This window comes from Actinomycetospora chiangmaiensis DSM 45062 (assembly GCF_000379625.1).
Taxonomy (GTDB): Bacteria; Actinomycetota; Actinomycetes; order Mycobacteriales; family Pseudonocardiaceae; genus Actinomycetospora; species Actinomycetospora chiangmaiensis.
Genome location: NZ_KB903217.1, coordinates 138,905 through 163,905 on the forward strand (window position 1 = coordinate 138,905; position 25,001 = coordinate 163,905).

The window sequence follows — 25,001 nt, forward strand, 5'->3', positions numbered from 1 at the left end:
GCCGACGTCCGGGCGCTTTTTTCCTCGGTCGGCCCGTTCCTAGGCTGCCGGTCATGCGGATCCGGCGCGCGACTCCCGACGATCTCGACGACCTGCTCGGGCTCGCGTCGGCCCTGTTCGCCGAGGACGGCGGCTCCCGGGACCCGGACACGGACGTCGACTGGCCGCGCACCCATGGCCGTCCCTACTACGCCGGCCTGGTGCGCGATCCCCGGTCGCTGGTTCTCCTCGTCGAGACGGACCAGGGCATCGTCGGGTTCGTGAGCGGTCGGCTGGCCGATCACGACGTCCTCAGGCCCGGAGTCGTCGGCGCGGAACTGGAGAGCATGTTCGTGACCGCTGCCTGGCGGTCCCGAGGTGCGGGCCGCGCTCTCGCCGAGCACTTCCGGCGATGGGCCTCGAGCATGGCGCCACGGAAACTACGGTCACCGCTCACGCCCGGAACGTCGCCGCTCTGCGCTTCTACCGGGCGCAGGGCTTCGACGATCACAAGGTCGTTCTCCATCGGCCGCTTCTGGCATCGGGTGGCTAGAAGGGCGGGTCGCTGTCGTGGGGGTCGGGCGGCTGGTGGTGCTGTTGGCGTCTCCGGTTGTCGAGGTCGTGCAGGGTCGCTCGCTGAGCGTCGGTGAGGTGGCCGTGGCGGTCGGTTCTGGGCCGCCAGGGTGTCGGGATGCGGGGTTCGCCGCGGGTGTCGGTGATGCCGTGGTCGTANNGGTGGCGCGNGACGGGGTGTAGCGGNCGGTAGGGGTCGGGGTCGACGGTGTGGCGGGTGCCGGTCGGGGCGGTCCACACGAATCGGCCGGGGCGGGTCTGGTGCACGGTCCAGCCGGAGCGCGGGTCGTGTTTGCGCAGGTGGTCCCCGACGGAGAGGGCGCCGAGGTTGTCGGCCTGGGTGGGGCCACCGAGGGTGTGGTCGTGGGTGTGGTCGATCGCGCAGGCCACGGCGGGCACGGTGCACATCGGGAAGCGGCAGGTGTGGTCGCGGGCGTGGATCCAGCGGGTCAGCTCGGCGCCGGGGAACCGGTGATTGGCCTCCGCGGTGGTTCTCGCGGGATGGTCTTCGGCGGGGCGTTCCCTCGCGGCGGTGAGTACTCGTCGGGTGCGGTGGGCGAGTTCGGCCCAGATCCCGATCAGCTGCTGCTCGGGGTCGAGGGTGGCGTCGAGGGTCTCGACCTCGGTGGTGGTGGCGGTGAGTTCGACGACCTGGCGGCGGTATCTCGGGTCGGCGCCGGCCTGGTGCGGTGGTTTCACGAGCAGGACGTGCTCGAGGTCGCCGGTGGTGTCGTCGTAGACGTGGACGCGCCATTGGGCGGTGGTGCGGGTCCAGGCGGCGCGGTAGGTGTCCCAGCCGGTGAGGGTGCCGGGGCCGAGGCGGCCGTGGGCGCGCTGCNGCCCGAGCGCACAGGCCAGGGTGGTGCGCAGCGTGGCGGGGGTGAACACCAGCCCGCGCTCAGTCGACCGCGCGGCCAGGCTCGGCGACGGCTCGGCGGACGGGACCCGTGGGTCGGGCTGGTCCGGGGGTGGCGGGTCGGGTTCGGGGTCCCCGGGGCGCCAGCCCGGTGGTGATCCCGGCGCCGTCAGCGCCTCCGCGCTCTGCGTGCTCTGCGTGCTCTGCGTGCTCGGCGTGCTCTGCGTGCTCTGCGTGCTCTGCGTGCCACTGTGTTCGGGGGTCACGTCGGGTTGCTCGTCCGCCTCGTCCGTCACGCGGCGGGTGTCAGGGCCACAACCGCTGCCGCGGGCACCGGGAAGGCTGTCGTGGTCGGTGCGGTCGATGCCCGGGCCGCCGTCGTCGGAGGGGTCATCGCCGGAGGGGTCATCGCCGGCGGGGCCATCGTTCGGGCCATCGTCGCCGGGGCCGCCGCCGTCGTCCGGCCTGCTGTCGTCCGGCCTGTTGTCGTCCGGCCTGCTGTCCGGCCCGTCGTCCGGCCCGTCGTCCGGCCCGTCGTCCGGCCCGCTGTCCGGCCCGCTGTCCGGCCCGCTGTCCGGCCCGTCGTCCGGCCTGCCGTCGTCCGGCCCGCCGTCGCCAGGGCCGCCGTCGCCAGGGCCGCCGTCGCCAGGGCCGCCGTCCGAGGTGTCGTTCGGGTCGTCGTCCGGGCGGGCGTCGGAGGGGCCGTCGTCGGGGCCGTCGCCGTCCGGGCCGTCGTCGTCGAGGTCGACGGGGTCGTCGAGGTCAGGCTCGCCGGAGCCGGGCGTGGGCGTCAGGTCGAACACGACCTGCTCGAGCACCGCGAGGTCGCCCTCCCCGCCGGGGCAGCCGTGCAACAGGCGCAGGTACACCTGCGCCTGCACCTTCGCCGCCCCCACCGACGCACCGATCGCTTTCAGCTGCTCCAGGGCGACATCGGCGATCGCGACGATCCGCTCGAACGCCGGCACCGCCATCCCCGGATCCAGATCCAACCCGTGGATCTCCGCCGCCCCCGACGGCGCGATCCGCGTCGACACCCGCGAGCGGGCCACCGCCGCATCCCGCCGGTTCGATGCCCCCAACGGATCCACGTCCGCCACCGCCGCCGCGACCCGCTGCCCCAACTCCCACAANCCCAGCCTCGGCGCCGCCTCGATCAGGGCGTCGACCACCACCGAGGCCTGCTCATCAGTCACATCGCGCAGCCCGACGACGAACACCGCCACCTTCGCCTGCTCCACGCGGCCTTCACACATCGCCGCCCCCAACCGGGGGAGGCGGTCCAGGGCCCCGGCCGCGGTCTCCAACCGGGAGGCGGCCATCGTCACCGACCACCCCAACGCCGCCGCGATCACCCGCGGGTCCGGCTCCGGCCAGCGCTCGGTCACGTCCGCCCGCGCCCGGGCCGTCTCCAACATCCAGCACGCCCGACGCCACTCGTCGTGCACCAACCGCGCCTGCCAGGCGACCAGCCCGGCCTCGCACTCCTGGCCAGGAGCGTCNCGCGGGTCGGAGAACGGCACCGGCGGCAGCGGGGTGTCGAACACCCCGTCGCCCACCGGGAACACCGTCTCCGTCGTCATGATCCGAACTGTAGTTCGAACCCCCGACAGTCACGGTCCACGCAGGTCAGGCCAGGTTCCGCAGCTCCGGCCACGCCTGCGCCCACGGGCGGGAGGGGGTGCAGCGGGCGAGGAGCACGCGGTCGTTCACCGGTGCCACGTGCGGCCCGACGTACGTCGGCAACGGCACCAACCGACGGCAGAAGCGCGGCGCCCACTTCACGTCGCCCACGAGCAGTGCGTCCGCCGACCCCGGCGGCACGTCGAAGTACCCGAACCCTCGGTGCGTCGAGTAGACCGGCGTCGGCAGCCCGTACCGGGGGCCCTCGTACTCCAACGCGCTCGCGTACCAGTAGGAGTAGGCCACGACGACCGTCCCCGGCGGCAGCTGGTGCCACTGCCGAGCGACGCCGGCCGCGAAGTCGGGCCAACCGGTCTGGCCCATCGTCTCGAACTCGGTCGGCGCCCGCCACGATGCCGGACCGAACGGCAGCACCCACAGGACCGTCATCACGGCCGACACGAGGACAACGGCCGGGTGGAGGGTCCACCGCCACCACCCCCGTCGTCGGGAACGGGGCAGCGAGCAGGCCGCGACCGCTCCCGCCGCGATGAGCACCGCGTAGAGCCCGGACAGGTAGTACGGCCGTCCCCCCGACGCCAGCAGCACGACCGTGACCAGCACCGACGCCCACCCGATCGCCCGCCACGGCCGCAGCGGCGGGTACCGGAGCAGGGCCCACCCGCCGAGCAGGAGCAACACCGCGCCCGGCACGACTCCGGCGTAGTAGAGGGCGCGCGGCAGGAACTGCCACCGGTCGCCGAACAGCGACGACTCGCCGGCCACGACCGATCCCATCCGCAGCTGGGGCCAGCCGTGGCCGGCCTGCCAGACGAGGGTCGGGATCGTCGAGGCCACGGCGAGACCCGCGCCGACCCACAGCCACGGCCGTTGGAACAGCCGCCGCGGCCCGGCGATCGCGACGCCGACGGCCAGGCCGGCCAGCAGCACGACGATCAGCACCTTGTCGAACAGCGCCACCGCGACGACGAGCCCCAGCCAGCCCAGCAGCCGGTCGTCGGCCGTCCCCTCCCGGTCCTGACGCACCCACCGCACGACCAGCCAGAGCGCCACCGCCCAGCAGACGGGGTCGACGGTCGAGGTGGCGAGGAGGTGACCGGTCGCGAGCAGGTAGGGGCTGATCGCGGTGACCGCGGTGGCGAGCACCTGGGCGCGCCGACCCCCGCCGAACTCCCTGGCGATGAGCGCGGCGACGACGGTGCCGGCGGCGGTCAGGAGGGTCGCCGGGAGACGCAGGACGACGAGGTTGCCGGGCGCGAGGTGATCGAGCAGCGCCGCGAGGAGCGGGAGCAGCGGCGGCTGGTCGGCGTACCCGAGGCTCGGCCGGGCGCCCGCGGAGAGGAAGTAGTACTCGTCCCCGAACCGGCCGTACCGCGCGGACACCGCTCCGAGCAGGAGCGCGACCCCGGCAGCGATGAGGAGCACCGGTCGTCGGGCGAACGGCGCCGTCGGCGGGGCGACGGTGAGCGGGGGCAGCGCCAGGCCGCGGGCAGGCGTCGTCGTCATTGCGCCGCCTCCACAGGTTCCCCGCGTGTCCGGGGGAACGTAGCGGGTGGTCCACCTGGGAGACTGACCGACCGTGGAGCTCACGCACAGCTGGTCGCTGGCCGGCGGATCACTGGGCGTGCTCGCGGACCTGGCCGGGCGCTACGAGCTCCGCGAGACCCGCAACGCCGCGGCGATCCTCGCGGCGACCGCGCCGGAGGAGTTCGGCGAGCTCTGCACCATGCTCTCCGCGTTCGCCCTGACCACGGTGGATCTCATCGAGGCCGGAGGGAACGAGTCGAAGCTGGCCGCGCGGCTCAACACCGACTTCCGCTCCCGCGGCTGGCGCGAGGGGCGCGTCGACACCGTCGTGCGCTCGGTGCTCCAGGTCCAGCCGTGGGCCCCGGCCGGCGAGCACGAGGTCGTCGAGCGGACCGACGAGGTGCGCAACGAGGGCTACAAGGTCGACAACGTCAAGGGGCGGGTCGCGCTCGACGTCGAGTGGAACGCCAAGGACGGCAACCTCGACCGCGACATCGGCGCCTACCGCAGCCTCTACGACGCCGGCCTCATCGACGGCGCAGTGCTCCTCACCCGCACCCACGACGACCTCCGCGACCTGGCCCGACGCCTCTCCCGCGCGGCCGGCCAGTCCGACGAGCAGGTCCGCAGCCGGTTCTCCACCTCCACGACGACCCACCTGGGCAAGCTGGAGTCGCGCATGACCCGCGGGGACGCCGGCGGGTGCCCGCTCCTCGCGGTCGCGATCAGTGCCCGCTGCTGGGTTCCCGACGCCGGGTCGGTGCCGGCTGCGTGGCCCGGCCTCCGGTCGGACCAGCCGGTGCTCGAGGGCTGGTCCGGATGAGCCCGCACGACGACGGGCCGAGGCTGTCGGACCCCCTCGCTACGGTGCCGCTCGTGACCGCCCCGCCACTCGATCCCCTGTCCGCGACGCCGCCGGCCCCCCCGGTGCGTCGCGCCCGCCGCGCCGACCCGTTGCGGGCCGACGTGGCGCCGGTCGAGACGGTGCCGCTGCCGACGGTCGAGGGCGGTTGGCCCTGCGTCTACGCCGACCCGCCGTGGCGGTTCACCAACCGCACGGGGAAGGTCGCGCCCGAGCACCGTCGGCTCGACCGGTACGACACGATGACCGCCCCCGAGATCGCGGCGCTGCCGGTTGCCGACGTGGTGGCCGACAACGCGCACCTCTACCTCTGGGTGCCGAACGCCCTGCTCCCCGAGGGGCTCGCGGTGATGCAGGGCTGGGGCTTCCGCTACGTCTCGAACCTGGTGTGGGCGAAGCGCCGCAAGGACGGCGGGCCGGACGGTCGGGGGGTCGGGTTCTACTTCCGCAACGTCACCGAGCTGATCCTCTTCGGGGTCCGGGGCTCGATGCGCACGCTCCCGCCCGCGCGGCGGCAGGTGAACATGATCGAGACCGTGAAGCGTGAGCACTCACGCAAGCCCGACGAGGCCTACGACCTGATCGAGGAGTGCTCGCCGGGGCCCTACCTGGAGATGTTCGCGCGCTACCCGCGGCCGGGATGGACGGTGTGGGGCGCGGAGTCGGCCGACGACGTGACCCCCCGCGGCCGCCAGTACCCGGCCTACCGCTCGGCCCCGGAGTCGCCGAGCTGACACAAACCTGACACAAAGCGTCACTCCAACGCGCTAAGGGTGACCACGTTCCGTCGTTCGGACGCCAATTTCGACCGCTCGCCCGCCGATCATGAGCAAGTTCTGGCGTTCGGCCAGTACTCTCGGTGAGAATGCGGCGCATGACGAAGACCCCCGACCTGGCGCGCAACCAGCGGGTGACCGGCCCCGAGCGCGAGAAGTTGTCCGGCGAGCTCCTGAAGCGGTACCAGAAGGGCGCGAGCATCCGCGAGATCTGCGCCGACACCGGCTACAGCATCGGGCGGGTCCGCCGGTTGCTCGTCGACGCCGGTGTCGAGTTCCGGGGTCGTGGCGGCACGCACGGGCGAGCGCGCAAGAAGGCTGAGTAGCCACTCGGCCATAGCTCAGGCGCCGGGCCCTCGATGCCGGGCCCTCGATGCCGGGCCCTCGATGCCGGGCCCTCGATGCCGGGCCCTCGATGCCGGGCCCTCGATGCCGGGCCCCTCAGCGCCGGGCCCCTCAGCGCCGGGCCCCTCAGCGCCGGGCCCCTCAGCGCCGGGCCCCTCAGCGCCGGGCCCCTCAGCGCCGGGCCCGTCAGCGCCGGGTTCTCCGCCGCGTCCTCAGCGCCGGAGTCGGGTCAGCAGGTTGAAGCCGTACTTCAGCCCGACGTCGAGCCGCGAGCCGTCCGCGGGCAGCAGCCCGAGCTGCCGCGCGAGCTGCATCTGGTCGAAGATGACGAAGTTCGACGCGATCTTCCCGTCGCGCACCGTGAAGTGGTCGACGCCGTCGAGGTCCAGGCGCGCCCCGGTCGGCTCGACGCCCTCGAGCGCGGCACCGGTGTGGGTCCCGGTGAGGGTCCACCGCACGAACACGTCCTCGCCCTGCTCGGCCATCGCCTGCATCGTGAAGGTGACGTCCGGGACCGCCGCGAACAGCCACTCGAAGTAGCCCTCGATCTCCGCGGCACCGCGGTAGGTGGCGGTGGGCATCCGCTCGCGCGTCTCGTCGGTCCACACCGCGCGGAGCGGGGCCGCGTGGTGGGTGTTGAGCACGTCGAAGGTCCAGCGCACGACCTCGCCGGGCGTGGCGTCGGAGCCGGGCGGGGTGGGGGCGGGCGGACCGGCGCTGGGCGACATGGGAGCGAACCTAGGACCCGGACCGCACCCGCGCGCGGCGGCCGCCCGCCCGAGGGGTACCCCGGCCGCGGAGTGGGCACCTGCGCGCCCATGAGCTCCCAGACCCTCGCCCAGTGGGTGTCCGCCATCGGCAGCGCCGGTTCGCTCCTCGGCTTCGCCGCGTACGTCTGGATCATGCTGCTCAACCGCAAGGACCAGGTCGAGGTGCGGCAGGAGCAGCAGGCGCAGGGGGTCACGGCGTGGCTGGACGACGGCGCCCGGCACGACCGCGACGGGGGCACGGGAGACGGAGCGGAGCGGAGCTCGACCGGCGGGTACGTGCTCTGCGTGCACAACGGCGGGGACTCGCCGGTGTTCAACGTGCGGTGCCTGTTCTCGCTGCCGTCGAGCGACGACCAGCACGCAGTCCGGCTGGCCCTGCTGCCGCCGCGCCACGACGTGGTGCGGTCGTTGCCGTTCGGGTCGGACGAGGTGTCGCGGGAGGAGCTGTACTCGGCGCCGGCGGTCCCGGAGATGCGCTTCACCGACTCCCACGGCACCCACTGGGGCCGTGACGGGCACGGGCAGCTGCACCGGGTGGAGAACCGCGGGGTGCGTCGGCGCCCGGAGCACCGGTCGGACGAGGACACCGGCCGGGACGACGCCGACTGGGAGTCCGCGCACCGGGAGCGGGCCGGCGCGAGACGCTCCTGAGGAGCCGGGGTCAGGGCACGGCCGGCAGGTACACCGAGCACTGGTCGAAGACCGCCTCGCGCACCGCGTCGCCCTCGCAGTCGCGGGCGGGGCGGACCTCGACGGTGGGGTCGCCCGTGACGAGCCGGTCGAAGGCGACGGCGACGTCGTGCAGGTACCGCGGCTCGGCCACCCCGCGCCCGAAGTGCGACATCGCGACCAGCGACACGTCGCCCGACAGCGCGGCGAGCCGGGCGGTCGACGCGGCGAAGGCGGGTAGGTCGCACTCGGGCGCCTGGGCGTAGATCGGCCCGGTGTTGACGGTGTCGCCCGCGAACAGGACCCCGTCGCGGTCGTCGAGCAGGCAGAGGGAGTCCGGGCTGTGCCCGGGGGTGTGCAGCACGGTGAGGGTGCGGCCGCCGAGGTCGATCGTGTCGCCGTCGTGCAGCGGCGCGGGAACGGGTCCCGACGGCGGGCCGGGCTCGACCCAGCGCTCCACGCCGTCGGGCAGCGGGCGGGGGTCGGAGTCGGCGGAGAGCAGGTGGAAGTACCGGGCATCCAGGTCGCGGTAGGCCGCGGCGGCGTCGAGCACCTCCCGCATCCACCGGAGGTAGGACGCCCGCTCGGACGCGGCCACACCCGACGTCGGGAACGGGGAGGCCGCGACCCGGGAGAACTCGGCGTTGCCGCCGACGTGGTCGAGGTGGGCGTGGGTGTTCACGACGTCCACGGGCAGGTCGCAGACGGCCTCGACCACCGGGCGGATCGGCACGATCCCGAGACCGGTGTCGACGAGGACGGCCCGGTCGCGTCCCGCGACCAGCCACGAGTTCACGTGGGAGGGCTCCGCGACCAGCCACACGTCCCGGGCGACCGGACGGACGTGGAACCAGCTCATGGCCGGCCTACAGCTCGGTGAGGACCCGCGGCCCGTCCGGCGTGATCGCCACCGTGTGCTCGACGTGCGCGGCGCGGCTGCCGTCGGCGGTGCGCAGCGTCCAGCCGTCGGGGTCGTGGCGGTAGTCGTCCCCGCCGCCGCGGTGCAGCATCGGCTCGATCGCGATGACGAGGCCGGGCTGCAGCTTCATCCCCTTCCCCCGCTTGCCCTCGTTGGGGACGTGCGGCTGCTCGTGCATCGCGCGCCCGATCCCGTGGCCGCCGTGGTCGGCGAGCATCCCGTAGCCCTGCGGCCGGGCGACCCCGGCGATCGCGGCGCCGACGTCGCCGAGCGTGTTGCCCTTCCTGGCGGCCGCGATCCCGGCGTGCAGCGCCCGCTCGGTGGTGTCGATGAGCGCCAGGTCGCCCGGGTCGGCGTGGCCCACGACATAGCTCACGGCCGCGTCCCCGCACCAGCCCTCGACGAAGGCGCCGATGTCGATGCTGACGAGGTCACCGTCGACGAGGCGGTAGGAGCCCGGGATGGCGTGGACGACGGCGTCGTTGACGCTCGCGCAGATGACGCCCGGGTAGGGCGAGGGCGCGAACCGCGGGTGGTAGTCGAGGAACGCGGGCTTGGCGCCGTGGTCGTTCATCACGTCGTGCGCGACGGTGTCGAGCTCCTTGAGCGTCACGCCCGGTGCGCTCGCCGTCCGCACCGCGTCCAGGCAGCGTGCGACGACCCGGCCGGCCTCGCGCATCAGCTCGATCTCGGCGGGCGTCTTCAGCTCGATGGTCACGCGTCGTCTCACCGGCGCGACAGTAGCCCGCGATCGGTACCCCGGCCCGAATCACATCGATGTCGTTCGTCCACAGTGTGGATGGAGCCTGTGGATCGAATGACACGACTGTCATTCGATCCCCACTGTGGACAACCCCTGGGGACAACCCGGGTGTGTCCGGCGCCCGCGTTCGGTCCCGGCCACCCCGGGGGACCCCGCCGGCATGGGTCGCTTCACCGGCAAGGTCGTCATCGTCACGGGCGGGGGCTCCGGGATCGGCGCGGCCGCCGCGCACCGGTTCGCCGCCGACGGCGCCACCGTCGTCATCGCCGGCCGCTCGCAGGACAAGCTCGACAAGACCGTGGCCGACGCGCCGGCGGGGTCCACGATCGTCGCGAAGGCCTGCGACACCTCCGACCAGGACGCGGTCACGCACCTCGTCGACGAGGTCGCCCGCGAGCACGGTCGCCTCGACACGCTCGTGAACAACGCGGCGATCGCCCGTCCGGGCACCGTCGCCGAACTCGACGCCGACACCTGGCGCGAGGTCATGGCCACGGACGTCGACGGCGTCTTCTACGCCTCGAAGGCCGCGATCGACCACCTCAAGGCCACCCGCGGCAGCATCGTCAACGTCGGCTCCGTGTCGGGCCTCGGCGGCGACTGGGGCATGGCCGCCTACAACGCCGCCAAGGGCGCGGTGGTCAACCTGACCAACGCCATGGCGCTCGACCACGGGCCCGACGGCGTCCGCGTGAACGCCGTGCACCCCTCGCTCACCGCCACCGACATGAGCGAGGGGATCCGGGAGGACGACGAGGTCATGGACAAGTTCCGCGACCGGATCCCGTTCGGCCGCCCCGCGGAGCCCGCCGAGGTCGGCGACGTCATCGCCTTCCTGGCCAGCGACGACGCGCGCTTCGTCTCCGGCGCCCACGTGCCCGTCGACGGCGGGCTCGGCGCCTCGAACGGCCAGCCCCGGATGTGAGCGGTCAGCCCGACACCTTCTGCTCGCCGGGCTCCAGCCACACGTACTCGGACGGGTCGATCGCCTCGGTCGCCTTCTCGTACTCGAGCATGTAGCCCGGCCAGTTGGTGATGATCCGGCCGGTCTCGTCGCGGTACCAGGAGTCGCACGCCTGCCAGGCCGTGCCCTCGAACCGCGCCTGCACCTCGGCGTCGGAGGCCGCCTCCACCTCGGGGCGGACCTCCGCCGCCGCCGCACCGCGGCGGTCGGCCTCCTGCAGCGCCGTCCGCACGTAGCGGGCCTGCGACTCGAGGTAGACGATGATCGAGCCGCCCGACGTGTTCGTGTTCGGGCCGTACATGACGAACAGGTTGGGGAAGCCGGGCACGGTCATCCCCAGGTGGGCGTGGGGGCCGCCGGCCCACTCCTCGCGCAGCGAGCGCCCGTCCCGGCCGTGGACCTCCATGGGGAACATGAAGCTCGTCGTCCGGAAGCCCGTGCCCCAGATGATGGTGTCGACCTCGTGCAGCCGCCCGTCCTTCGTGCGGACTCCCGTGGCCTCGATCCGCTCCACGGAGTCGGTGACGACCTCGACGTTGTCGCGCTGCAACGCCGGCAGCCAGTAGGAGCTGAACAGCACCCGCTTGCACCCGAAGGTGTAGTCGGGCCAGACCTTGCGGCGGACCTCCGGGTCGCGCAGCTGGTGACGCATGAAGATCTGCGCCTTCAGCCGGAGCACCGGCCCGACGGTCCGCGGGTGACGGATCGAGGCGGTCAGCGACTCCAGGTAGAGCCGCTTGAGGCCCCACCGCCGCAGGCGCTGCACCCCGGGCACCTTGATGAGGCGCTGCACGGAGCGCGGATAGGGCAGGTTCTTGCGCGGCAGGAACCAGTTCCCGGTCCGCTGGAAGACCGACAGCTTCCCGACGACGGGTGCGATGGCCGGCACGAACTGGACGGCGCTCGCGCCCGTGCCGATCACGGCGACCTTCCGGCCCGTGAGGTCGTGGTCGTGGTCCCAGGCCGCGGAGTGGAACTCCGTCCCGGCGAAGTCCTCCCGGCCGGGGATCGCCGGGATCGACGGCTGGGCGAGCTGGCCGGTCGCGATGACGACGGCGTCGGCCGTGTACTCGTCGCCCTGCTCGGTCTCGACGCGCCAGAGGGTGGCCTCGTCGTCCCAGCGACAGGCCGTGACCTTCGTGTTCGGCCGCACGAGCCCGTCCACCGAGTGCTCGCGCGCGACGGCGCGGAGGTACTCGAGGATCTCCTCCTGCGGGGAGCAGAGCCGCGACCACGACCGCTGCTGCGCGAACGAGTACGAGTACAGGTGGCTCGGGACGTCACAGGCCGCACCGGGGTAGGTGTTCGCGAGCCAGGTACCGCCGATGCCGGGAGCGGCATCCAGGATGGTGACGTCGGTGTAGCCGTGGGCGCGCAGCTCGATGGCCGCCCCGATCCCGCCGAATCCCGCTCCGATGACGACGACGCGTCTGCCCATGTGGTCGAGCTCCTTGCTCCGCCTACGGCCGTGGTGGCGGGACCGTACGCTAGCAGTCATGGCTGACGGTTTACTCGTTTTCGACGGCCGGTGCGGATTCTGCACGCGCAGCGTCGGCTGGGTCCGCGCGCTGGACCGGCGCGGGCGGATCGAGCTGCGGCCCTACCAGGAGCCCGGCGTGCCCGAGTCGATCGGCACCGACGCCGCCACGTGCAGCGAGGCGGTGCAGTGGCAGGGCCCGGACGGGGTGCGCCTCGCCGGGGCGGCCGCGGTCAACGCGGTGCTCGACACCGTCACCGGCACCCGGCTCCCCTCGACGGTGTACCGCGCGACGGCGGGTCTGCAGGAGCGGGCCTACCAGTGGGTCGCCGACCACCGCGGCCGCTTCCCGGGCATGACGCCGTACTGCGAGTCGCACCCGTCCGAGTGCGCCGGCTGACTCACCCTGCCAGGGCCCGCTGCACCTGTCCCGCCACCGACATCAGCAGCGCGTCCCGGCCCGGCGCCGCCGCCAGCTGCACCGCGGCCGGGAGGGACGCCCCGGCGTCCACGGGCAGCGTGACGGCGGGCTGGCCGGTGTGGTTGTACAGCGGGGTGTGCCCGTAGAACCGGCCCATCGAGGTCAGGGTCACGAGCCCGTTCCGGTCGACGGAACCCCAGCGGTCGACCAGCGGTGCCGTCCCCCGCATCGTGGGCGTGAGCAGCACATCGACGTCGTCGAGCTGGTCGAGCAGCCGGTCGCCGAGCCGCTCCCCGTGGGCGACCGCCGCCGCCACGGCTGCCTCGGGCAGCAGCGAACCCGCCCGGACCAGGTCGCGGATCCGCGGCTCCAGCCGCTCCGGGTGATCGGCGGTCGCGGCCGCGTCCGCGAGCCCCCGCAACATCCGGGTCACGACGGCGAGCGCCGCCGTCTGGGCCCGGTCGGTCCGCATCCGAACCGGGACGACCCGGTGCCCCGCCGCGGCGAGCCGATCGGCGACGAGCCGGACCGCGCCGCCCACGTACGGGTCGAGCCGTTCCGGCGGCGCCAGCGGCAGCGGGTCGACGGCCACGCCCACCCGTAACCGCCCGGGATCGACGTCCAGGGCCGCGCGCAAGGAGGTGCCGAACGACCCGACGGCGTCGTAGAAGGAAGCCGCGAGGGCGAGCTCGCGGGTGAGGCAGCCCGTCGTCGAGAGCCCGCGCCACCCGCCCGAGCCGGGCATCGTCCCCGTCGTCGGCTTGAAGCCGGGCAGCCCGCAGCAGGCGGCCGGGATGCGGATGGAGCCGGCGCCGTCGCTGGCCGTCGCGAGGTCCACGACGCCCGCCGCGACGGCCGCCGCCGACCCGCCCGAGGAGCCGCCGGGGGTGTGCCCGAGAGCGAGCGGGTTGCGGGTGACGCCGTGGGCGGCCGAGTCGGTGACGCCGAACGCGGCGAGCTCGGGCAGCGTCGTGCGCCCAATCGGCACCATCCCGGCCGCGCGGATGGCCGCCGCGAACGCGTCGTCGGCCGCACCCGCCGTCGTGAAGGCGCGGCTGCCCCAGCCGGTCACCTCCCCGGCGACGCCGACGTCGTCCTTGAGCGCGATCGGCAGCCCGCGCAGGGGTGGCCCGCCGCCGGTGGCGGGGGACGGGTCGTCGTCGATCGCGACGAAGGCGTTCAGCGCGCGCGCCTCGTGGGCTCGCTGGATCGCCGCGGCGACCGGATCGGGGGCGGACACCCGCGGCACGCTAGTGCCCGGCGACGCCCGTGGTGCCGGTCGAGGCGGACCCGGCGACCACACGCCGTCCGGCGCCCACGACCGACTGTGACGTGGGTAACATCGGTGTATGGGTATCCACCTCAACCCCTACCTGCACTTCGCCGACTCCGCCCGGGCCGCGATGGAGTTCTACCGCGACGTCCTCGGCGGGACGCTGAACGTGATGACCTTCGGCGACATGGGCTCGGACGGCCCCGAGGCCCGCCAGGTGATGCACGCGCAGCTCGAGACCGAGCAGGGCATCGTCCTGATGGCCTCGGACACCCCGCCCGGGATGGACCGTCCGTCCGGGTCCTCGGTCTCCGTGAGCCTCTCCGGCGACGACGGTGACCGGCTCCGCCGGTGGTTCGAGCAGCTGTCGGCCGAGGGCACCGTCTCCGTCCCCCTCGAGAAGCAGATGTGGGGTGACGAGTTCGGGCAGTGCACCGACCGGTTCGGCGTGACCTGGCTGGTCAACATCGCCCAGCCGCAGGGCTGAGACCCGCCGCTCCTGGTGTGATGGGCGCGTGAGCGAGTCGCGTGGTGCGATCCTGCCGCTCTACGCGGCCGGGTTCGTCACCGCCTTCGGCTCGCACGGGATCGCGGCCAACCTGGGGTTCACGGGAGACCTCGGCGGCCAGCTCGTCACCCTCGGCATCCTGCTCGCGCTCTACGACGGCGCGGAGATCGTGCTCAAGCCCGTGTTCGGCGCGCTCGCCGACCGCGTGGGCCTGCGCCCGGTGCTGCTCGGGGGCCTCTTCGGCTTCGCCCTGGCCTCGGCCGCCTTCGTGCTGGTGGGCAACCCGGCCCTGCTCGGCCTCGCCCGCTTCGCCCAGGGTGCGGCCGCGGCCGCGTTCTCCCCCTCGGCGGGCGCCCTCATCGGCCGGATCTCCCCCACGACGGGCCAGGGCCGCGCGTTCGGCGGGTACGGCGCCTGGAAGGGTCTCGGGTACACGGCGGGACCGCTGCTCGGCGGGGTGCTGGTCGCGGCCGGCGGCTACCCGCTGCTCTTCACCGTCCTCACAGTGCTCGCGATCGCCGTCTTCGTGTGGGCCGTGATCATCGTCCCCGACCTGCCCCCGCTCCCCCGGCGCCGCCAGGGGCTCGGGCAGGCGTTGCGCGGCCTGACCGACCCGGGTTTCCTCCCCCCGACCCTGGCGCTGGCCGCCGGCGCCGCCGCCCTGTCCTGCGGCGTCGGCTTCCTGCCGCTGGTCGGGGTGACCGACGGACTCTCCCCCGTCGTGACGGGCGCGGCGGTCTCGGTGCTCGCCGTGGTCGCGGCGATCACCCAGCCCGTCGTCGGGCGGGTCCGCGACGCGGGCCGGCTCGCCGACCGCACCGCCCTCGTCGTCGGGACCCTCCTGACCGCGGTCGGGCTCGCCGTCCCCGCCGTCGTCGGGCACCTGGTGGGCCTGCTGGTCGCGGCGGCCGTCATCGGTGTCGGCACCGCCGTCATCACCCCGGTGGCGTTCGCGGTCCTCGCGGCGTGGAGCCCGCCCGAGCGCATCGGGCAGACGATGGGCTCGGCCGAGATCGGACGTGAGATCGGAGAGGCGGGCGGCCCGTTCCTCACCGGCGTGCTCGCCGCCGCGCTCGGGCTCGGGGGCGGGTTCCTGGGGATCGCCGTGCTGGTCGCGCTCACCGCGGCGGGGGGCCTGCAGGTCCGCCGGCGCGCGGCGTGATGGCGCGTTCCGACTCCGGCGAATCGGTGCTGGAGCGCGTGCTGCGCGTCCTCGAGTGCTTCACCCCCGAGACGCCCGCCCTGTCCGTCACCGCCATCGCCCACCGCGCGGACCTGCCCCCGACGACCGCGTCCCGGCTGGTCGCGGACCTCGTCGGGCACGGCCTGCTCGTCCGCGACGGCGCCCGGCTGCGCGTGGGGACGCGGCTGTGGGAGCTCGGCGCGCGGGCGTCGTCGACGCTCTCGCTGCGCGAGACCGCCATGCCGGTGCTCGAGGACCTGCACCGGGCCGTCGGCCACCACGCCCAGCTCGGGGTCCTCGACGGCGACGAGGTGCTCTTCGTCGAGCGGCTCTCGGCGGAACACGCGGTGATCAACCTGACCCGGATCGCCGCCCGGCTCCCGCTGCACGTCTCGTCCTCGGGCCTCGTCCTGCTCGCGGCCGCCTCGACGACTCTCCAGGAGCGGGTCCTCGCCCGCCCGCTGGCCGGTTTCACGCGGAACACGATCACCGACGCCCGGGTGCTGCGCGCCCGCCTCGCCGAGGTCCGCGACCGCGGCGTCGCGCTCTGCCCCGGCTACGTCCACCCCGACGCCACCGGGGTCGCGGTGCCGGTCCGCGACCACGCGGGACACGTGGTCGCGGCGGTCTCGGTCGTGGTGCCGAACGACGGCGAGGCCGCGCGCACGGTGCCCGCGCTGACGGAGGCGGCGCGGCGCATCCGGGCCCGCCTCGACCCTTCGTGACGGCAGGTCCGCCCATTCAACGGGCGGGCGCTTCCGGCCCACCGGCGCGGGGCCGCACCCTTCCGCCATGAGCTCGCTGGTGGTGACCGCCAAGGACGTCGTCGCCGACGGCGTCGTCGCCCTGACCCTCGCCCGGCCCGACGGCGGGCGGCTCCCGGACTGGACGCCCGGCGCCCACGTCGACCTGACCTTCGACTCCGGGGCCACGCGGCAGTACTCGCTCTGCGGGGACCGGTGGGACCCGGCGTCGTACCGGGTGGCGGTGCTGCGCGAGCCGGACGGCCGGGGCGGCTCGCGCCACGTGCACGACGTGCTGCAGGTGGGGGACCGGGTCGGGCTCGGCGGGCCCCGCAACCACTTCCCGCTCGTGCCTGCCCCGCGGTACCGCTTCGTGGCCGGTGGCATCGGCGTCACCCCGCTGCTGCCGATGATCGCCGCGGCGCGGGTGCTCGGCGCGGACTGGACGCTGCTCTACGGCGGCCGGCGACGGGCCTCGATGGCGTTCCTCGACGAACTCCCGCCGGAGCACACCACGGTCGTCCCGCAGGACGAGCAGGGCCTGCTGCCGCTCGCGTCGTGGCTCGGTTCCCCCGACGCCGACACGGTGGTCTACGCCTGCGGTCCGGAGCCGCTCCTCGCGGCCGTCGCGGCGGTCGTCCCGGCCGATCGGCTGCGCGTCGAGCGGTTCACCACCACCGAGGTCGCCGCCCCCGTCCGCGAGGACCCCTTCACCGTCGAGCTGGCGCGGACCGGCGTCACGCTCACCGTCGACGCCTCGCTCTCCGTCCTCGAGGCCGCGCGGCGGGCCGGTGCCACGACGCTGTCCTCGTGCGAGCGCGGCACCTGCGGGACGTGCGAGACGACCGTGCTCGCGGGTGTCCCCGACCATCGCGACCAGGTCCTCGCCGACCACGAGCGGGCCGCCGGCGACTGCATGTTGCCGTGCGTCTCGCGTGCCGCCTCCGACCACCTCGTCCTGGACCTGTGATGACCGCTGCCGATCTCGCCCCCGTCTCCCACGTCGACCCGTTCGCCGTCGAGGTCCTCACCGACCCGCTGCCGTTCCAGGCCGCGCTGCGCGACGCCGGCGCCGTCGTCCACCTCGCCGCCCACGACCTCTACGCCATGGGCCGCTACGCCGAGGTCCGCGCGGCCCTCACCGACTGGCAGCGGTTCTGCTCGTCGGCCGGGGTCGGACTGTCGAACTTCCGCACCGAGCCCCCGTGGCGCCCGCCGTCGTTGCTGCTCGAGGCGGATCCGCCCCACCACGACGCCCCCCGTCGTGTCCTCGCCGCGATCCTCGGGCCGCGCGCGCTGCGCCGGTGGCGCGACCGGTGGTTCGCCGCGGCGGTCGAGCACGTCGACGCGCTGCTCGGGACCGGTGGCCGCCCCGTCGAGGTCGACGGGATGGCCGCGCTCGCCGAGGCGTTCCCGCTGCGGGTGTTCCCGGACGCGGTGGGCATCGCCCGGGAGGGCCGGGAACACCTCCTGCCCTACGGCGAGTACCTGTTCAACGCGTTCGGGCCGCACAACGAGCTCGTCGCGGCCGGGGCCGTGGCGGCCGGCGGACACGCGGCGTGGGTGAACGCGCAGTGCGCCCGGGAGACGCTCGCCGACGAGGGTTTCGGCGCCGACATCTGGGCCGCCGCCGACCGCGGGGACCTCACCGTCGACCAGGCCCCGCTGGTGGTCCGTTCGCTGCTCTCGGCGGGGGTCGACACCACCGTGCACGGTCTCGGCTGGGTGCTCCACGGCATGGCCACGCACCCCGACCAGTGGGACCGCTACCGCCGCGACCCGGCCCGACGACGGGTGTGCTTCGACGAGGCGGTCCGCTGGGGCTCCCCGGTGCAGACGTTCTTCCGCACCGCCGAGGTCGACGTGCCGATCGGCGACACCGTGGTGCCGGAGGGGTCGAAGATCCTCATGTACCTCGGGTCGGCGAACCACGACCCGCGGCACTGGGACGGCCCGCAGCGCTTCGACCTGGACCGGGACCCGTCGGGCCACGTCGGCTTCGGGTTCGGGCTGCACCAGTGCGTCGGGCAGCACGTCGCCCGCCTCGAGGCCGACGCCCTGCTCGCTGCCCTGGCCGACCGCGTCGAGCGGATCGAGCCCGCGGGCGACCCGGTGCGGCGGGCCAACAACACGATGCGGGAGTGGGCCTCGCTGCCGCTGCGGCTGCACCCGTCGTGACGGAACCGCCGACGGTCGCCGCGCCGTGGTGGAGACAAGGGGAATCGAACCCCTAACCCCCGCCTTGCAAAGGCGGTGCTCTGCCAATTGAGCTATGTCCCCGTGGAGGGTCAGGACGCGCGCGTCGCCTCGCGCCAGACCTCCGCCGCCGGGCGCTCCTGCTGCTTGCGCCGCACGAGGTGGGCCACCCCGTACGCCGCCGCGACGATCACGACCAGCTTCTTCACGCCACCACGCTAGCAGCCCCCACCGGCACCCGTTCTGCGATAGGACTCGGGGGACGACGACGTCGACCGCCCCGGGAGGGCTCATGGCGCACGCCTACGTGGTGGGCACGTTCGACACGAAGGGCGACGAGCTCCGCTACGTCGCCGACGCGATCCGGGCCGCAGGGCACGAGGTGACGGCGGTCGACGTCGGGACCTCGGACCCCGACGCCCGGCGGGCGGACGTGACGCCCGCCGAGATCGCCGATCGCAGCGCCTTCACGGGCGACCGGGGCACGTCCGTGGCCGCGATGACCGAGGCGTTCGAGCGGTGGCTGCCGGAGCAGCACCCCGACGGGGTGATCGGGCTCGGCGGCTCCGGCGGCACCGCGCTGATCACGCCGGCGCTGCAGCGGCTGCCGGTGGGCGTCCCGAAGATCGTGGTGTCGACCGTGGCCTCGGGGAACACCGCGCCGTACGTCGGCTCGTCCGACATCACGCTGATGTACTCCGTCACCGACGTCGCCGGGCTCAACCGCATCAGCCGCGTGGTCCTGTCGAACGCCGCGCACGCCCTGGCGGGGGCGTTGTCCGCGCCGCCGGTCGAGGCGGTCGACAAGCCGGCCCTGGGGCTGACGATGTTCGGGGTCACCACGCCGTGCGTCACGGCCGTGACCGAGCAGCTCGCCGACGCCTACGACTGCCTCGTCTTCCACGCCACCGGCACCGGCGGGCGGGCGATGGAGAAACTGGTCGACGACGGGCTGGTCGCCGGGGTCGTCGACGTCTCCACCACCGAGATCGCGGACCTCGTGGCCGGCGGGATCATGGCGGCGACCGAGGACCGCCTCGGAGCCGTCGCCCGACGACGGGTCCCGTGGGTCGGCAGCGTGGGCGCGCTCGACATGGTCAACTTCGGGGCGCCCGACACCGTGCCCGAGCACTACCGCGGCCGGACCCTCTACGAGCACAACGCGCAGGTGACCCTGATGCGCACCACCCCCGAGGAGTGCCGCGCCGCCGCGCGCTTCCTCGCGGCGGGGCTCAACGCCTGCGAGGGCCCGGTCCGCCTGGTCTTCCCGACGGCGGGTGTCTCGGCCCTCGACGTCGCCGGCGGCCCCTTCGCCGACCCCGAGGCGACGACGGCACTGCTCGAGACCCTCCGGTCCGCACTGCGGCAGACCGACGACCGGCGGCTCGTCGAGACCGATCTGCACGTGAACGACCCGGCGTTCGCGGCGACGCTGGTCGAGAACCTGCACGACGTGATGCGAGAGGGAGCCGAATGAGTCGGCAGGAGATCGTCGAACGGTTGCGCGAGAAGGTGGAGCGCGGTGAACCGATCGTCGGAGGCGGCGCCGGAACGGGGTTGTCGGCGCGGTGCGAGGAGGCGGGCGGGATCGACCTCATCGTCATCTACAACTCGGGGCGCTACCGGATGGCGGGCCGCGGATCGCTCGCCGGACTGCTCGCCTACGGCAACGCGAACGAGATCGTGGTGGAGATGGCGGCGGAGGTGTTGCCCGTCGTCCGACACACCCCGGTACTCGCGGGCGTGAACGGCACCGACCCGTTCATGCTGCGTGGCCGATTCCTCCGTGAACTCGCCGACCTCGGCTTCGCGGGAATCCAGAACTTCCCGACCGTCGGCCTCATCGACGGCACCTTCCGCGCCAATCTCGAGGAGACCGGGATGGGGTTCGCCCACGAGGTGGACCTCGTCGCCGCGGCCCGCTCCCACGACCTGCTGACCACGCCCTACGTCTTCTCCGCCGACGACGCCCGCGCGATGGCCCGGGCCGGGGCGGACGTGGTCGTCTGCCACATGGGCCTCACGACGGGCGGATCCATCGGCGCGGAGACCGCGAAGTCGCTGGACGACTGCGTCGCCCTCACCGACGAGTGGGGCGCCGCCGCCCGCGAGGTCCGCGACGACGTCCTCGTCCTCGTGCACGGCGGCCCCGTGTCCGCGCCGGCCGACGCCGCGTACGTGCTCGAGCGCGCGACGACCTGCCACGGTTTCTACGGCGCCAGCAGCATGGAACGGCTGCCCACCGAGGAGGCACTGACCGCCCGCACCCGGGAGTTCACGGGACTTCGCCTCCCGACGAACTGACAGCGCGTCCGGCTCGTGTGAGGCTCACGACTCCCGCATTTCGTGCCACTGACGGGTGAGATACCCCCGGCCGCTCGCGTGGTGGCGAATTCTTGCTAATGTGAAAGTGTCGGATTCCAATTCGGCCGCATTTCCCCCCGCGAGCACGACCATGACTTCCGAGGAGTACCGCCAGATGGCCCAGAAGACCGTCGTCACGTTGGTGGACGACCTGACCGGTGAGGAGTCCGAGGACATCACGACGGTCGAGTTCGCACTCGACGGCGTGACCTACGAGATCGACCTCGACGACAAGAACACCGCCGAACTGCGGGACACGCTCGCGCAGTACGTCGCGGCGGCACGGCGCACGGGGGGACGTCGCGCCGGCGCCACCGGACGGCGACGCTCGGGTGGTGCCGGGACCGGCACCCCGCGCGCCACCTCGCCCGGCGGGTATGACCGCGAGACCTCCAAGCAGATCCGCGAGTGGGCCCGGAGCGAGGGGTTCGAGGTGTCCGACCGCGGCCGCGTCCCGAACAACGTCGTGGAGGCCTGGGAGGCCCGCGGCAAGAACGGCACCACGGCAGCCGCGTTCTCCGGCTGACACGCCGAACGCCGAAGGGCCCCGGAGCACGGCTCCGGGGCCCTTGGGCGTGTCTGCGGGGAGTGGGCCCAGATGGATTTGAACCATCGACCTCGTCGTTATCAGCGACGCGCTCTAACCAACTGAGCTATGGGCCCGAACGGTGACGAGGTTACCGGAGGGTGTCCGGGTCCCCCGCCACCGGGGGTGGTCCTCAGTCCCGCTCGGAGAGCGTGACCTCGATGCCGCCGGCGACGTCGGCGGAGATGTTGTAGATGAACGCCGAGACGCTCGCGAGCGCGGTGAACAGGATCGTGTTGACGACGCCGACGATCGCCGCCACGCCGAACACGCCGCCCGCGGTGATCAGCTGTCCCCCGCCGCCCCCGTCCGAGGTGAGGTCCTGGTAGGTGCCGTTCAGCTGCGCCCAGACGCCCATGCCGTCGAGGACCGCGTAGAGCACGCCCACCGCGAACATCCAGACGAAGAACAGCGCCACGCCCAGCACCAGGGCGAGCTTGAGGACCGACCACGGGTCGAAGCGCTTCACCTGCAGGCTCGCCCGGCGGGGCACCTTGCCGCGGACCGGCCGGGCGCTCGGGAGGTCGTCGTCGTCGAGCGCGTCGAATTCGGGCTCCGGCTCGCGGCGCGATCCGGTCCGCATGCCGAGCTGCTCCGGGGAGAGCTGGTTGGTCGGGGCGTCGATGAGCGCCGTCGAGGAGCGCTGACCCTGGCCCCCCGCCGGACCCTGACCCGGTCCCCCGGGCCGCGGCGTGCCGGCGGCCGGGGTGCCCGGACCGGGGGCGGTGCCGGGGGTCGACGAGGGCGGGGCACCCGTCGGGAGCGGGCCCGTCGGCGGACGCCGGTCCGACGCCGGGGCCTCGCCCCGCGGCTCGCCGTCGCGGCCCGACGACGGGGCCGGTTCCGCCGTGCCGCGCGCGCCGGAGCGCTGCCACGGCGGCGGCGGGCCGCCCGCCGGGGCGGACCCGCCCTTGCCGGGCGCGTCCTCACCCGTCGCGCTGGTGACGATCGTGTCCTCGGCGGAGGCGGTGCCCTTGCCGGCCGGTGCCGCTCCGCCCTTGCTCTCGTCCGGTGTGCTCACGTGGCTCGTTCCGTCGTCGGGTCGGGAGGAGGGTCCGGGGCCGGCCCCGTCCCTCACAGCAGCGTGTCGGGCGCCTGGTCCGGGCCGCCGACGTCCGGGTCGGTGGCGTTCTCGGCGTTGCGGGCCACGGCGAGCAGGGTGGCGTTCTCGCCGAGGTTCATCAGGCGGACGCCCTTGGTCTGGCGGCCGGCCTTGCGGACCTCCCGTGCCGTGGTCCGGATGACGCCGCCGCTCGAGGTGATGGCGTACAGCTCGTCCTCCAGCTCCACGATGAGGGCGCCGACCAGGGTGCCGCGCCGCCGGTCGTACTGCAGCGTCAGCACGCCCTTCCCGCCGCGGCCCTGCACCGGGTAGTCCTCGATCGGCGTCCGCTTCGCGTAGCCGCCACCGGTCGCGACCAGCAGGAACGTCCCGTCGCGCACCACGCCCAGCGAGAGCAGCTCGTCGCCGGAGTTGAAGCGCATCCCCATCACGCCCGATGTCGCGCGGCCCATCGGGCGCAGAACCTCGTCGGTGGCCGAGAAGCGGATCGACTGGCCCTCGGCGGAGACGAGCAGCAGGTCGTCGTCGCCGGAGCAGAGCACGGCCCCGACGAGCTCGTCGTTGTCCCGCAGGTTGATGCCGATCAGGCCACCGGAGCGGTTGGAGTCGAAGTCCGAGAGCTTGGACTTCTTCACCAGGCCGCTCTTCGTGGCGAGCACCAGGTAGGGCGCCGCCTCGTAGTCGGTGATCTGCATGACCTGGGCGATCTGCTCCTCGGGCTGGAACGCGAGGAGGTTCGCCACGTGCTGGCCGCGGGCGTTGCGCGTCGCCTCGGGCAGCTCGTAGGCCTTGGCCCGGTACACGCGGCCCTTGTTCGTGAAGAACAGCAGCCAGTCGTGCGTGGAGCAGACGAAGAAGTGGGCGACGATGTCGTCCTGCTTGAGCGTCGCGCCCTGCACGCCCCGGCCGCCGCGCTTCTGGGCGCGGTAGAGGTCGGTCTTCGTGCGCTTCGCGTAGCCGGTGCGCGTGATGGTGACGACGACGTCCTCGACGGCGATGAGGTCCTCGTCGGCGACCTCGCCGTCGTAGCCCAGGAGCCGCGTCCGGCGGTCGTCGCCGTGCTTCTCCACGATCTCGCCGAGCTCGTCGCGGACGATCTGCCGCTGGCGCTCGGGCCGGTCGAGGATGTCCTGCAGGTCGCGGATCGTCTCCTCGATCTCGGCCAGCTCGTCGATGATCTTCTGGCGCTCGAGGGCGGCGAGGCGACGCAGCTGCATGTCCAGGATCGCCTGCGCCTGGATGTCGTCGACCTCGAGGAGCTCCATGAGGCCGGTGCGCGCGACGTCGACGGTCTCCGAGCTGCGGATGAGTGCGATGACCTCGTCGAGCGCGTCGAGCGCCTTGACCAGGCCGCGCAGGATGTGGGCGCGCTCCTCGGCCTTGCGCAGGCGGTACCGCGTCCGCCGGACGATGACCTCGATCTGGTGGCGGATCCAGTGCCGGATCAGCTGGTCGAGCCGCAGCGTGCGCGGCACGCCGTCGACGATCGTCAGCATGTTGACGCCGAAGCTGAACTGCAGCTGCGAGTGCTTGTAGAGGTTGTTCAGCACCACCTTGGCCACCGCGTCGCGGCGCAGGGTGATGACGATGCGGCGGCCCACGCGGTCCGAGGACTCGTCGTTGATCTCGGCGATCCCGGTGACGCGGCCCTCGCGGACCATCGTCGCGATCGACTCGATGAGGTTGTCCGGGTTGACCTGGTAGGGCAGCTCGGTGACGACGAGGGTCGTGCGGCCCTTCGTGTCCTCCTCGACCTCCACCACGGCCCGCATCCGGATGGAGCCGCGGCCGGTGCGGTAGGCGGACTCGATGCCGTCCTTGCCGACGATGAGACCCGCCGTCGGGAAGTCGGGGCCCTTGACACGCTCCATGAGCGCCTCGAGGGTCTCCTCCTCCGAGGCCTCGGGGTGGTCCAGCGCCCACGTGGCGCCCTCGGCGACCTCGCGCAGGTTGTGCGGCGGGATGTTGGTCGCCATCCCGACCGCGATGCCGGCGGAGCCGTTGACCAGGAGGTTCGGGAACCGGCCTGGGAGGACCGCGGGCTCCTGGGTGCGGCCGTCGTAGTTGTCGACGAAGTCGACGGTCTCCTCGTCGATGTCCTGCAGCATGGCCATCGCGAGCGGCGTCAGCCGGCACTCGGTGTAGCGCATGGCGGCCGCGGGGTCGTTGCCCGGCGAGCCGAAGTTGCCCTGGCCGTCGATCAGCGGGTAGCGCATCGACCACGGCTGGGCGAGGCGCACGAGGGCGTCGTAGATCGCCGAGTCGCCGTGCGGGTGGTAGTTGCCCATGACGTCGCCGACGACGCGCGCGCACTTCACGTAGCTGCGGTCGGGGCGGAACCCGGAGTCGTACATCGAGTAGAGGACCCGGCGGTGCACCGGCTTGAGGCCGTCCTCCACCAGCGGCAGCGCGCGCCCGACGATCACGCTCATGGCGTAGTCGATGTAGGAGCGCTGCATCTCCTGCTGGATGTCGACCGGCTCGATCCGGTCGCCGGAACCCGGAGGCAGCGTCGTCTCGGTCACGCGGTGTCCACTCCA

General features: G+C 73.6%; 25 protein-coding genes and 2 tRNA genes. 15 read left to right on the top strand and 12 right to left on the bottom strand.

The genetic code is table 11. From position 1 onward, the window contains the following. Nucleotides 1–53: 53 nt before the first annotated feature. Entirely contained in the window at nucleotides 54–629 is a 576-nt protein-coding gene (locus A3CO_RS40290) for a GNAT family N-acetyltransferase (RefSeq protein WP_084681453.1), read from the top strand. On the opposite strand, the gene A3CO_RS35175 is transcribed toward A3CO_RS40290, so the two are convergent. Both A3CO_RS35175 and A3CO_RS0100785 read right to left on the bottom strand, forming a co-directional pair. Next, nucleotides 529–2,991 carry an HNH endonuclease signature motif containing protein gene (locus A3CO_RS35175; protein ID WP_051085791.1) on the bottom strand — a complete coding sequence of 821 codons (2,463 nt, stop codon included), beginning with the start codon at nucleotides 2,989–2,991 and terminating at the stop codon, nucleotides 529–531. The two genes, A3CO_RS40290 and A3CO_RS35175, sit on opposite strands and share 101 nt — an antisense overlap. Before the next feature lie 46 nt (nucleotides 2,992–3,037). Further along, on the bottom strand, nucleotides 3,038–4,558 hold the full coding sequence (locus A3CO_RS0100785; protein ID WP_018330329.1) for a glycosyltransferase family 39 protein: 1,521 nt from the start codon (nucleotides 4,556–4,558) through the stop codon (nucleotides 3,038–3,040). 73 nt (nucleotides 4,559–4,631) lie between these two features. Here A3CO_RS0100785 and A3CO_RS0100790 point away from each other — a divergent pair, with 73 nt between their 5' ends. The 3 genes from A3CO_RS0100790 to A3CO_RS0100800 all read left to right on the top strand — a co-directional run bounded on the left by A3CO_RS0100790 (nucleotide 4,632) and on the right by A3CO_RS0100800 (nucleotide 6,543). Then, on the top strand, nucleotides 4,632–5,402 hold the full coding sequence (locus A3CO_RS0100790; protein WP_018330330.1) for a BglII/BstYI family type II restriction endonuclease: 771 nt from the start codon (nucleotides 4,632–4,634) through the stop codon (nucleotides 5,400–5,402). 53 nt (nucleotides 5,403–5,455) lie between these two features. Further along, entirely contained in the window at nucleotides 5,456–6,175 is a 720-nt protein-coding gene (locus A3CO_RS0100795; RefSeq protein ID WP_245561399.1) for an MT-A70 family methyltransferase, read from the top strand. Between the two features lie 140 nt (nucleotides 6,176–6,315). Continuing rightward, the gene (locus A3CO_RS0100800; protein WP_018330332.1) at nucleotides 6,316–6,543 is read left to right on the top strand and encodes a helix-turn-helix domain-containing protein; all 228 of its coding nucleotides are present in this window, start codon (nucleotides 6,316–6,318) and stop codon (nucleotides 6,541–6,543) included. Nucleotides 6,544–6,774: 231 nt separating this feature from the next. Here A3CO_RS0100800 and A3CO_RS0100805 read toward each other — a convergent pair whose 3' ends face one another. After that, the gene (locus A3CO_RS0100805; protein ID WP_018330333.1) at nucleotides 6,775–7,290 is read right to left on the bottom strand and encodes an ester cyclase; all 516 of its coding nucleotides are present in this window, start codon (nucleotides 7,288–7,290) and stop codon (nucleotides 6,775–6,777) included. Nucleotides 7,291–7,380: 90 nt separating this feature from the next. Here A3CO_RS0100805 and A3CO_RS0100810 point away from each other — a divergent pair, with 90 nt between their 5' ends. After that, on the top strand, nucleotides 7,381–7,983 hold the full coding sequence (locus A3CO_RS0100810) for a hypothetical protein (protein ID WP_018330334.1): 603 nt from the start codon (nucleotides 7,381–7,383) through the stop codon (nucleotides 7,981–7,983). Between the two features lie 10 nt (nucleotides 7,984–7,993). On the opposite strand, the gene A3CO_RS0100815 is transcribed toward A3CO_RS0100810, so the two are convergent. Next, a complete protein-coding gene (locus A3CO_RS0100815) occupies nucleotides 7,994–8,860 on the bottom strand; it encodes an MBL fold metallo-hydrolase (protein ID WP_018330335.1) in 867 nt (288 codons plus the stop codon). A 7-nt stretch (nucleotides 8,861–8,867) separates the two neighbouring features. Then, nucleotides 8,868–9,638, bottom strand: a complete 771-nt coding sequence (gene map / locus A3CO_RS0100820) for a type I methionyl aminopeptidase (RefSeq protein ID WP_018330336.1) — start codon at nucleotides 9,636–9,638, stop codon at nucleotides 8,868–8,870. Nucleotides 9,639–9,843: 205 nt separating this feature from the next. On the opposite strand from map, the gene budC reads away from it, so the two are divergent. Next, nucleotides 9,844–10,608, top strand: coding sequence for a meso-2,3-butanediol dehydrogenase (budC, locus tag A3CO_RS0100825; protein WP_018330337.1), 765 nt, complete (start codon nucleotides 9,844–9,846; stop codon nucleotides 10,606–10,608). A gap of 4 nt (nucleotides 10,609–10,612) precedes the next feature. Here budC and A3CO_RS0100830 read toward each other — a convergent pair whose 3' ends face one another. Further along, nucleotides 10,613–12,085, bottom strand: coding sequence for a flavin-containing monooxygenase (locus A3CO_RS0100830; protein ID WP_018330338.1), 1,473 nt, complete (start codon nucleotides 12,083–12,085; stop codon nucleotides 10,613–10,615). A gap of 58 nt (nucleotides 12,086–12,143) precedes the next feature. Here A3CO_RS0100830 and A3CO_RS0100835 point away from each other — a divergent pair, with 58 nt between their 5' ends. After that, entirely contained in the window at nucleotides 12,144–12,524 is a 381-nt protein-coding gene (locus tag A3CO_RS0100835; protein ID WP_018330339.1) for a thiol-disulfide oxidoreductase DCC family protein, read from the top strand. A gap of 1 nt (nucleotide 12,525) precedes the next feature. Here A3CO_RS0100835 and A3CO_RS29415 read toward each other — a convergent pair whose 3' ends face one another. Further along, on the bottom strand, nucleotides 12,526–13,785 hold the full coding sequence (locus A3CO_RS29415) for an amidase (RefSeq protein ID WP_157646907.1): 1,260 nt from the start codon (nucleotides 13,783–13,785) through the stop codon (nucleotides 12,526–12,528). Nucleotides 13,786–13,894: 109 nt separating this feature from the next. On the opposite strand from A3CO_RS29415, the gene A3CO_RS0100845 reads away from it, so the two are divergent. The 5 genes from A3CO_RS0100845 to A3CO_RS0100865 all read left to right on the top strand — a co-directional run bounded on the left by A3CO_RS0100845 (nucleotide 13,895) and on the right by A3CO_RS0100865 (nucleotide 18,430). Next, nucleotides 13,895–14,305: a VOC family protein gene (locus A3CO_RS0100845; RefSeq protein ID WP_018330341.1), complete on the top strand. Its 411-nt coding sequence runs from the start codon at nucleotides 13,895–13,897 to the stop codon at nucleotides 14,303–14,305. A 28-nt stretch (nucleotides 14,306–14,333) separates the two neighbouring features. Beyond that, complete coding sequence (locus A3CO_RS0100850) at nucleotides 14,334–15,488, top strand: MFS transporter (protein WP_018330342.1); 1,155 nt, start codon at nucleotides 14,334–14,336, stop codon at nucleotides 15,486–15,488. After that, nucleotides 15,488–16,234, top strand: a complete 747-nt coding sequence (locus A3CO_RS0100855) for an IclR family transcriptional regulator (protein WP_018330343.1) — start codon at nucleotides 15,488–15,490, stop codon at nucleotides 16,232–16,234. Before A3CO_RS0100850 ends, A3CO_RS0100855 begins: the two co-directional genes overlap by 1 nt. Before the next feature lie 67 nt (nucleotides 16,235–16,301). Continuing rightward, nucleotides 16,302–17,222, top strand: a complete 921-nt coding sequence (locus tag A3CO_RS0100860) for a PDR/VanB family oxidoreductase (protein ID WP_033413238.1) — start codon at nucleotides 16,302–16,304, stop codon at nucleotides 17,220–17,222. Next, complete coding sequence (locus tag A3CO_RS0100865) at nucleotides 17,222–18,430, top strand: cytochrome P450 (protein WP_018330345.1); 1,209 nt, start codon at nucleotides 17,222–17,224, stop codon at nucleotides 18,428–18,430. Before A3CO_RS0100860 ends, A3CO_RS0100865 begins: the two co-directional genes overlap by 1 nt. 26 nt (nucleotides 18,431–18,456) lie before the next feature. Here A3CO_RS0100865 and A3CO_RS0100870 read toward each other — a convergent pair. After that, nucleotides 18,457–18,532, bottom strand: a tRNA-Ala gene (locus A3CO_RS0100870). 8 nt (nucleotides 18,533–18,540) lie between these two features. Further along, nucleotides 18,541–18,657, bottom strand: a complete 117-nt coding sequence (locus A3CO_RS38865) for a DLW-39 family protein (RefSeq protein ID WP_018330346.1) — start codon at nucleotides 18,655–18,657, stop codon at nucleotides 18,541–18,543. 83 nt (nucleotides 18,658–18,740) lie between these two features. Between A3CO_RS38865 and A3CO_RS0100880 the strand changes: the two genes are divergently transcribed. From A3CO_RS0100880 to A3CO_RS0100890, 3 genes are all read left to right on the top strand, one after another. Beyond that, nucleotides 18,741–19,925 carry a Tm-1-like ATP-binding domain-containing protein gene (locus A3CO_RS0100880; protein ID WP_018330347.1) on the top strand — a complete coding sequence of 395 codons (1,185 nt, stop codon included), beginning with the start codon at nucleotides 18,741–18,743 and terminating at the stop codon, nucleotides 19,923–19,925. Next, nucleotides 19,922–20,752 carry a phosphoenolpyruvate hydrolase family protein gene (locus tag A3CO_RS0100885; protein ID WP_018330348.1) on the top strand — a complete coding sequence of 277 codons (831 nt, stop codon included), beginning with the start codon at nucleotides 19,922–19,924 and terminating at the stop codon, nucleotides 20,750–20,752. The genes A3CO_RS0100880 and A3CO_RS0100885 overlap by 4 nt, the downstream gene beginning before the upstream one ends. Nucleotides 20,753–20,927: 175 nt before the next feature. Then, the gene (locus A3CO_RS0100890) at nucleotides 20,928–21,338 is read left to right on the top strand and encodes a histone-like nucleoid-structuring protein Lsr2 (RefSeq protein ID WP_018330349.1); all 411 of its coding nucleotides are present in this window, start codon (nucleotides 20,928–20,930) and stop codon (nucleotides 21,336–21,338) included. A 63-nt stretch (nucleotides 21,339–21,401) separates the two neighbouring features. Here the strand turns inward: A3CO_RS0100890 and A3CO_RS0100895 are convergent. From A3CO_RS0100895 to gyrA, 3 genes are all read right to left on the bottom strand, one after another. Further along, a tRNA-Ile gene (locus tag A3CO_RS0100895) sits at nucleotides 21,402–21,475 on the bottom strand. A gap of 56 nt (nucleotides 21,476–21,531) precedes the next feature. Beyond that, nucleotides 21,532–22,419 (bottom strand): DUF3566 domain-containing protein, encoded by an 888-nt coding sequence (locus A3CO_RS39270; protein ID WP_018330350.1) that lies wholly within the window; start codon nucleotides 22,417–22,419, stop codon nucleotides 21,532–21,534. 53 nt (nucleotides 22,420–22,472) lie between these two features. Then, nucleotides 22,473–24,986 carry a DNA gyrase subunit A gene (gene gyrA, locus A3CO_RS0100905; RefSeq protein WP_018330351.1) on the bottom strand — a complete coding sequence of 838 codons (2,514 nt, stop codon included), beginning with the start codon at nucleotides 24,984–24,986 and terminating at the stop codon, nucleotides 22,473–22,475. Nucleotides 24,987–25,001: the final 15 nt, after the last annotated feature.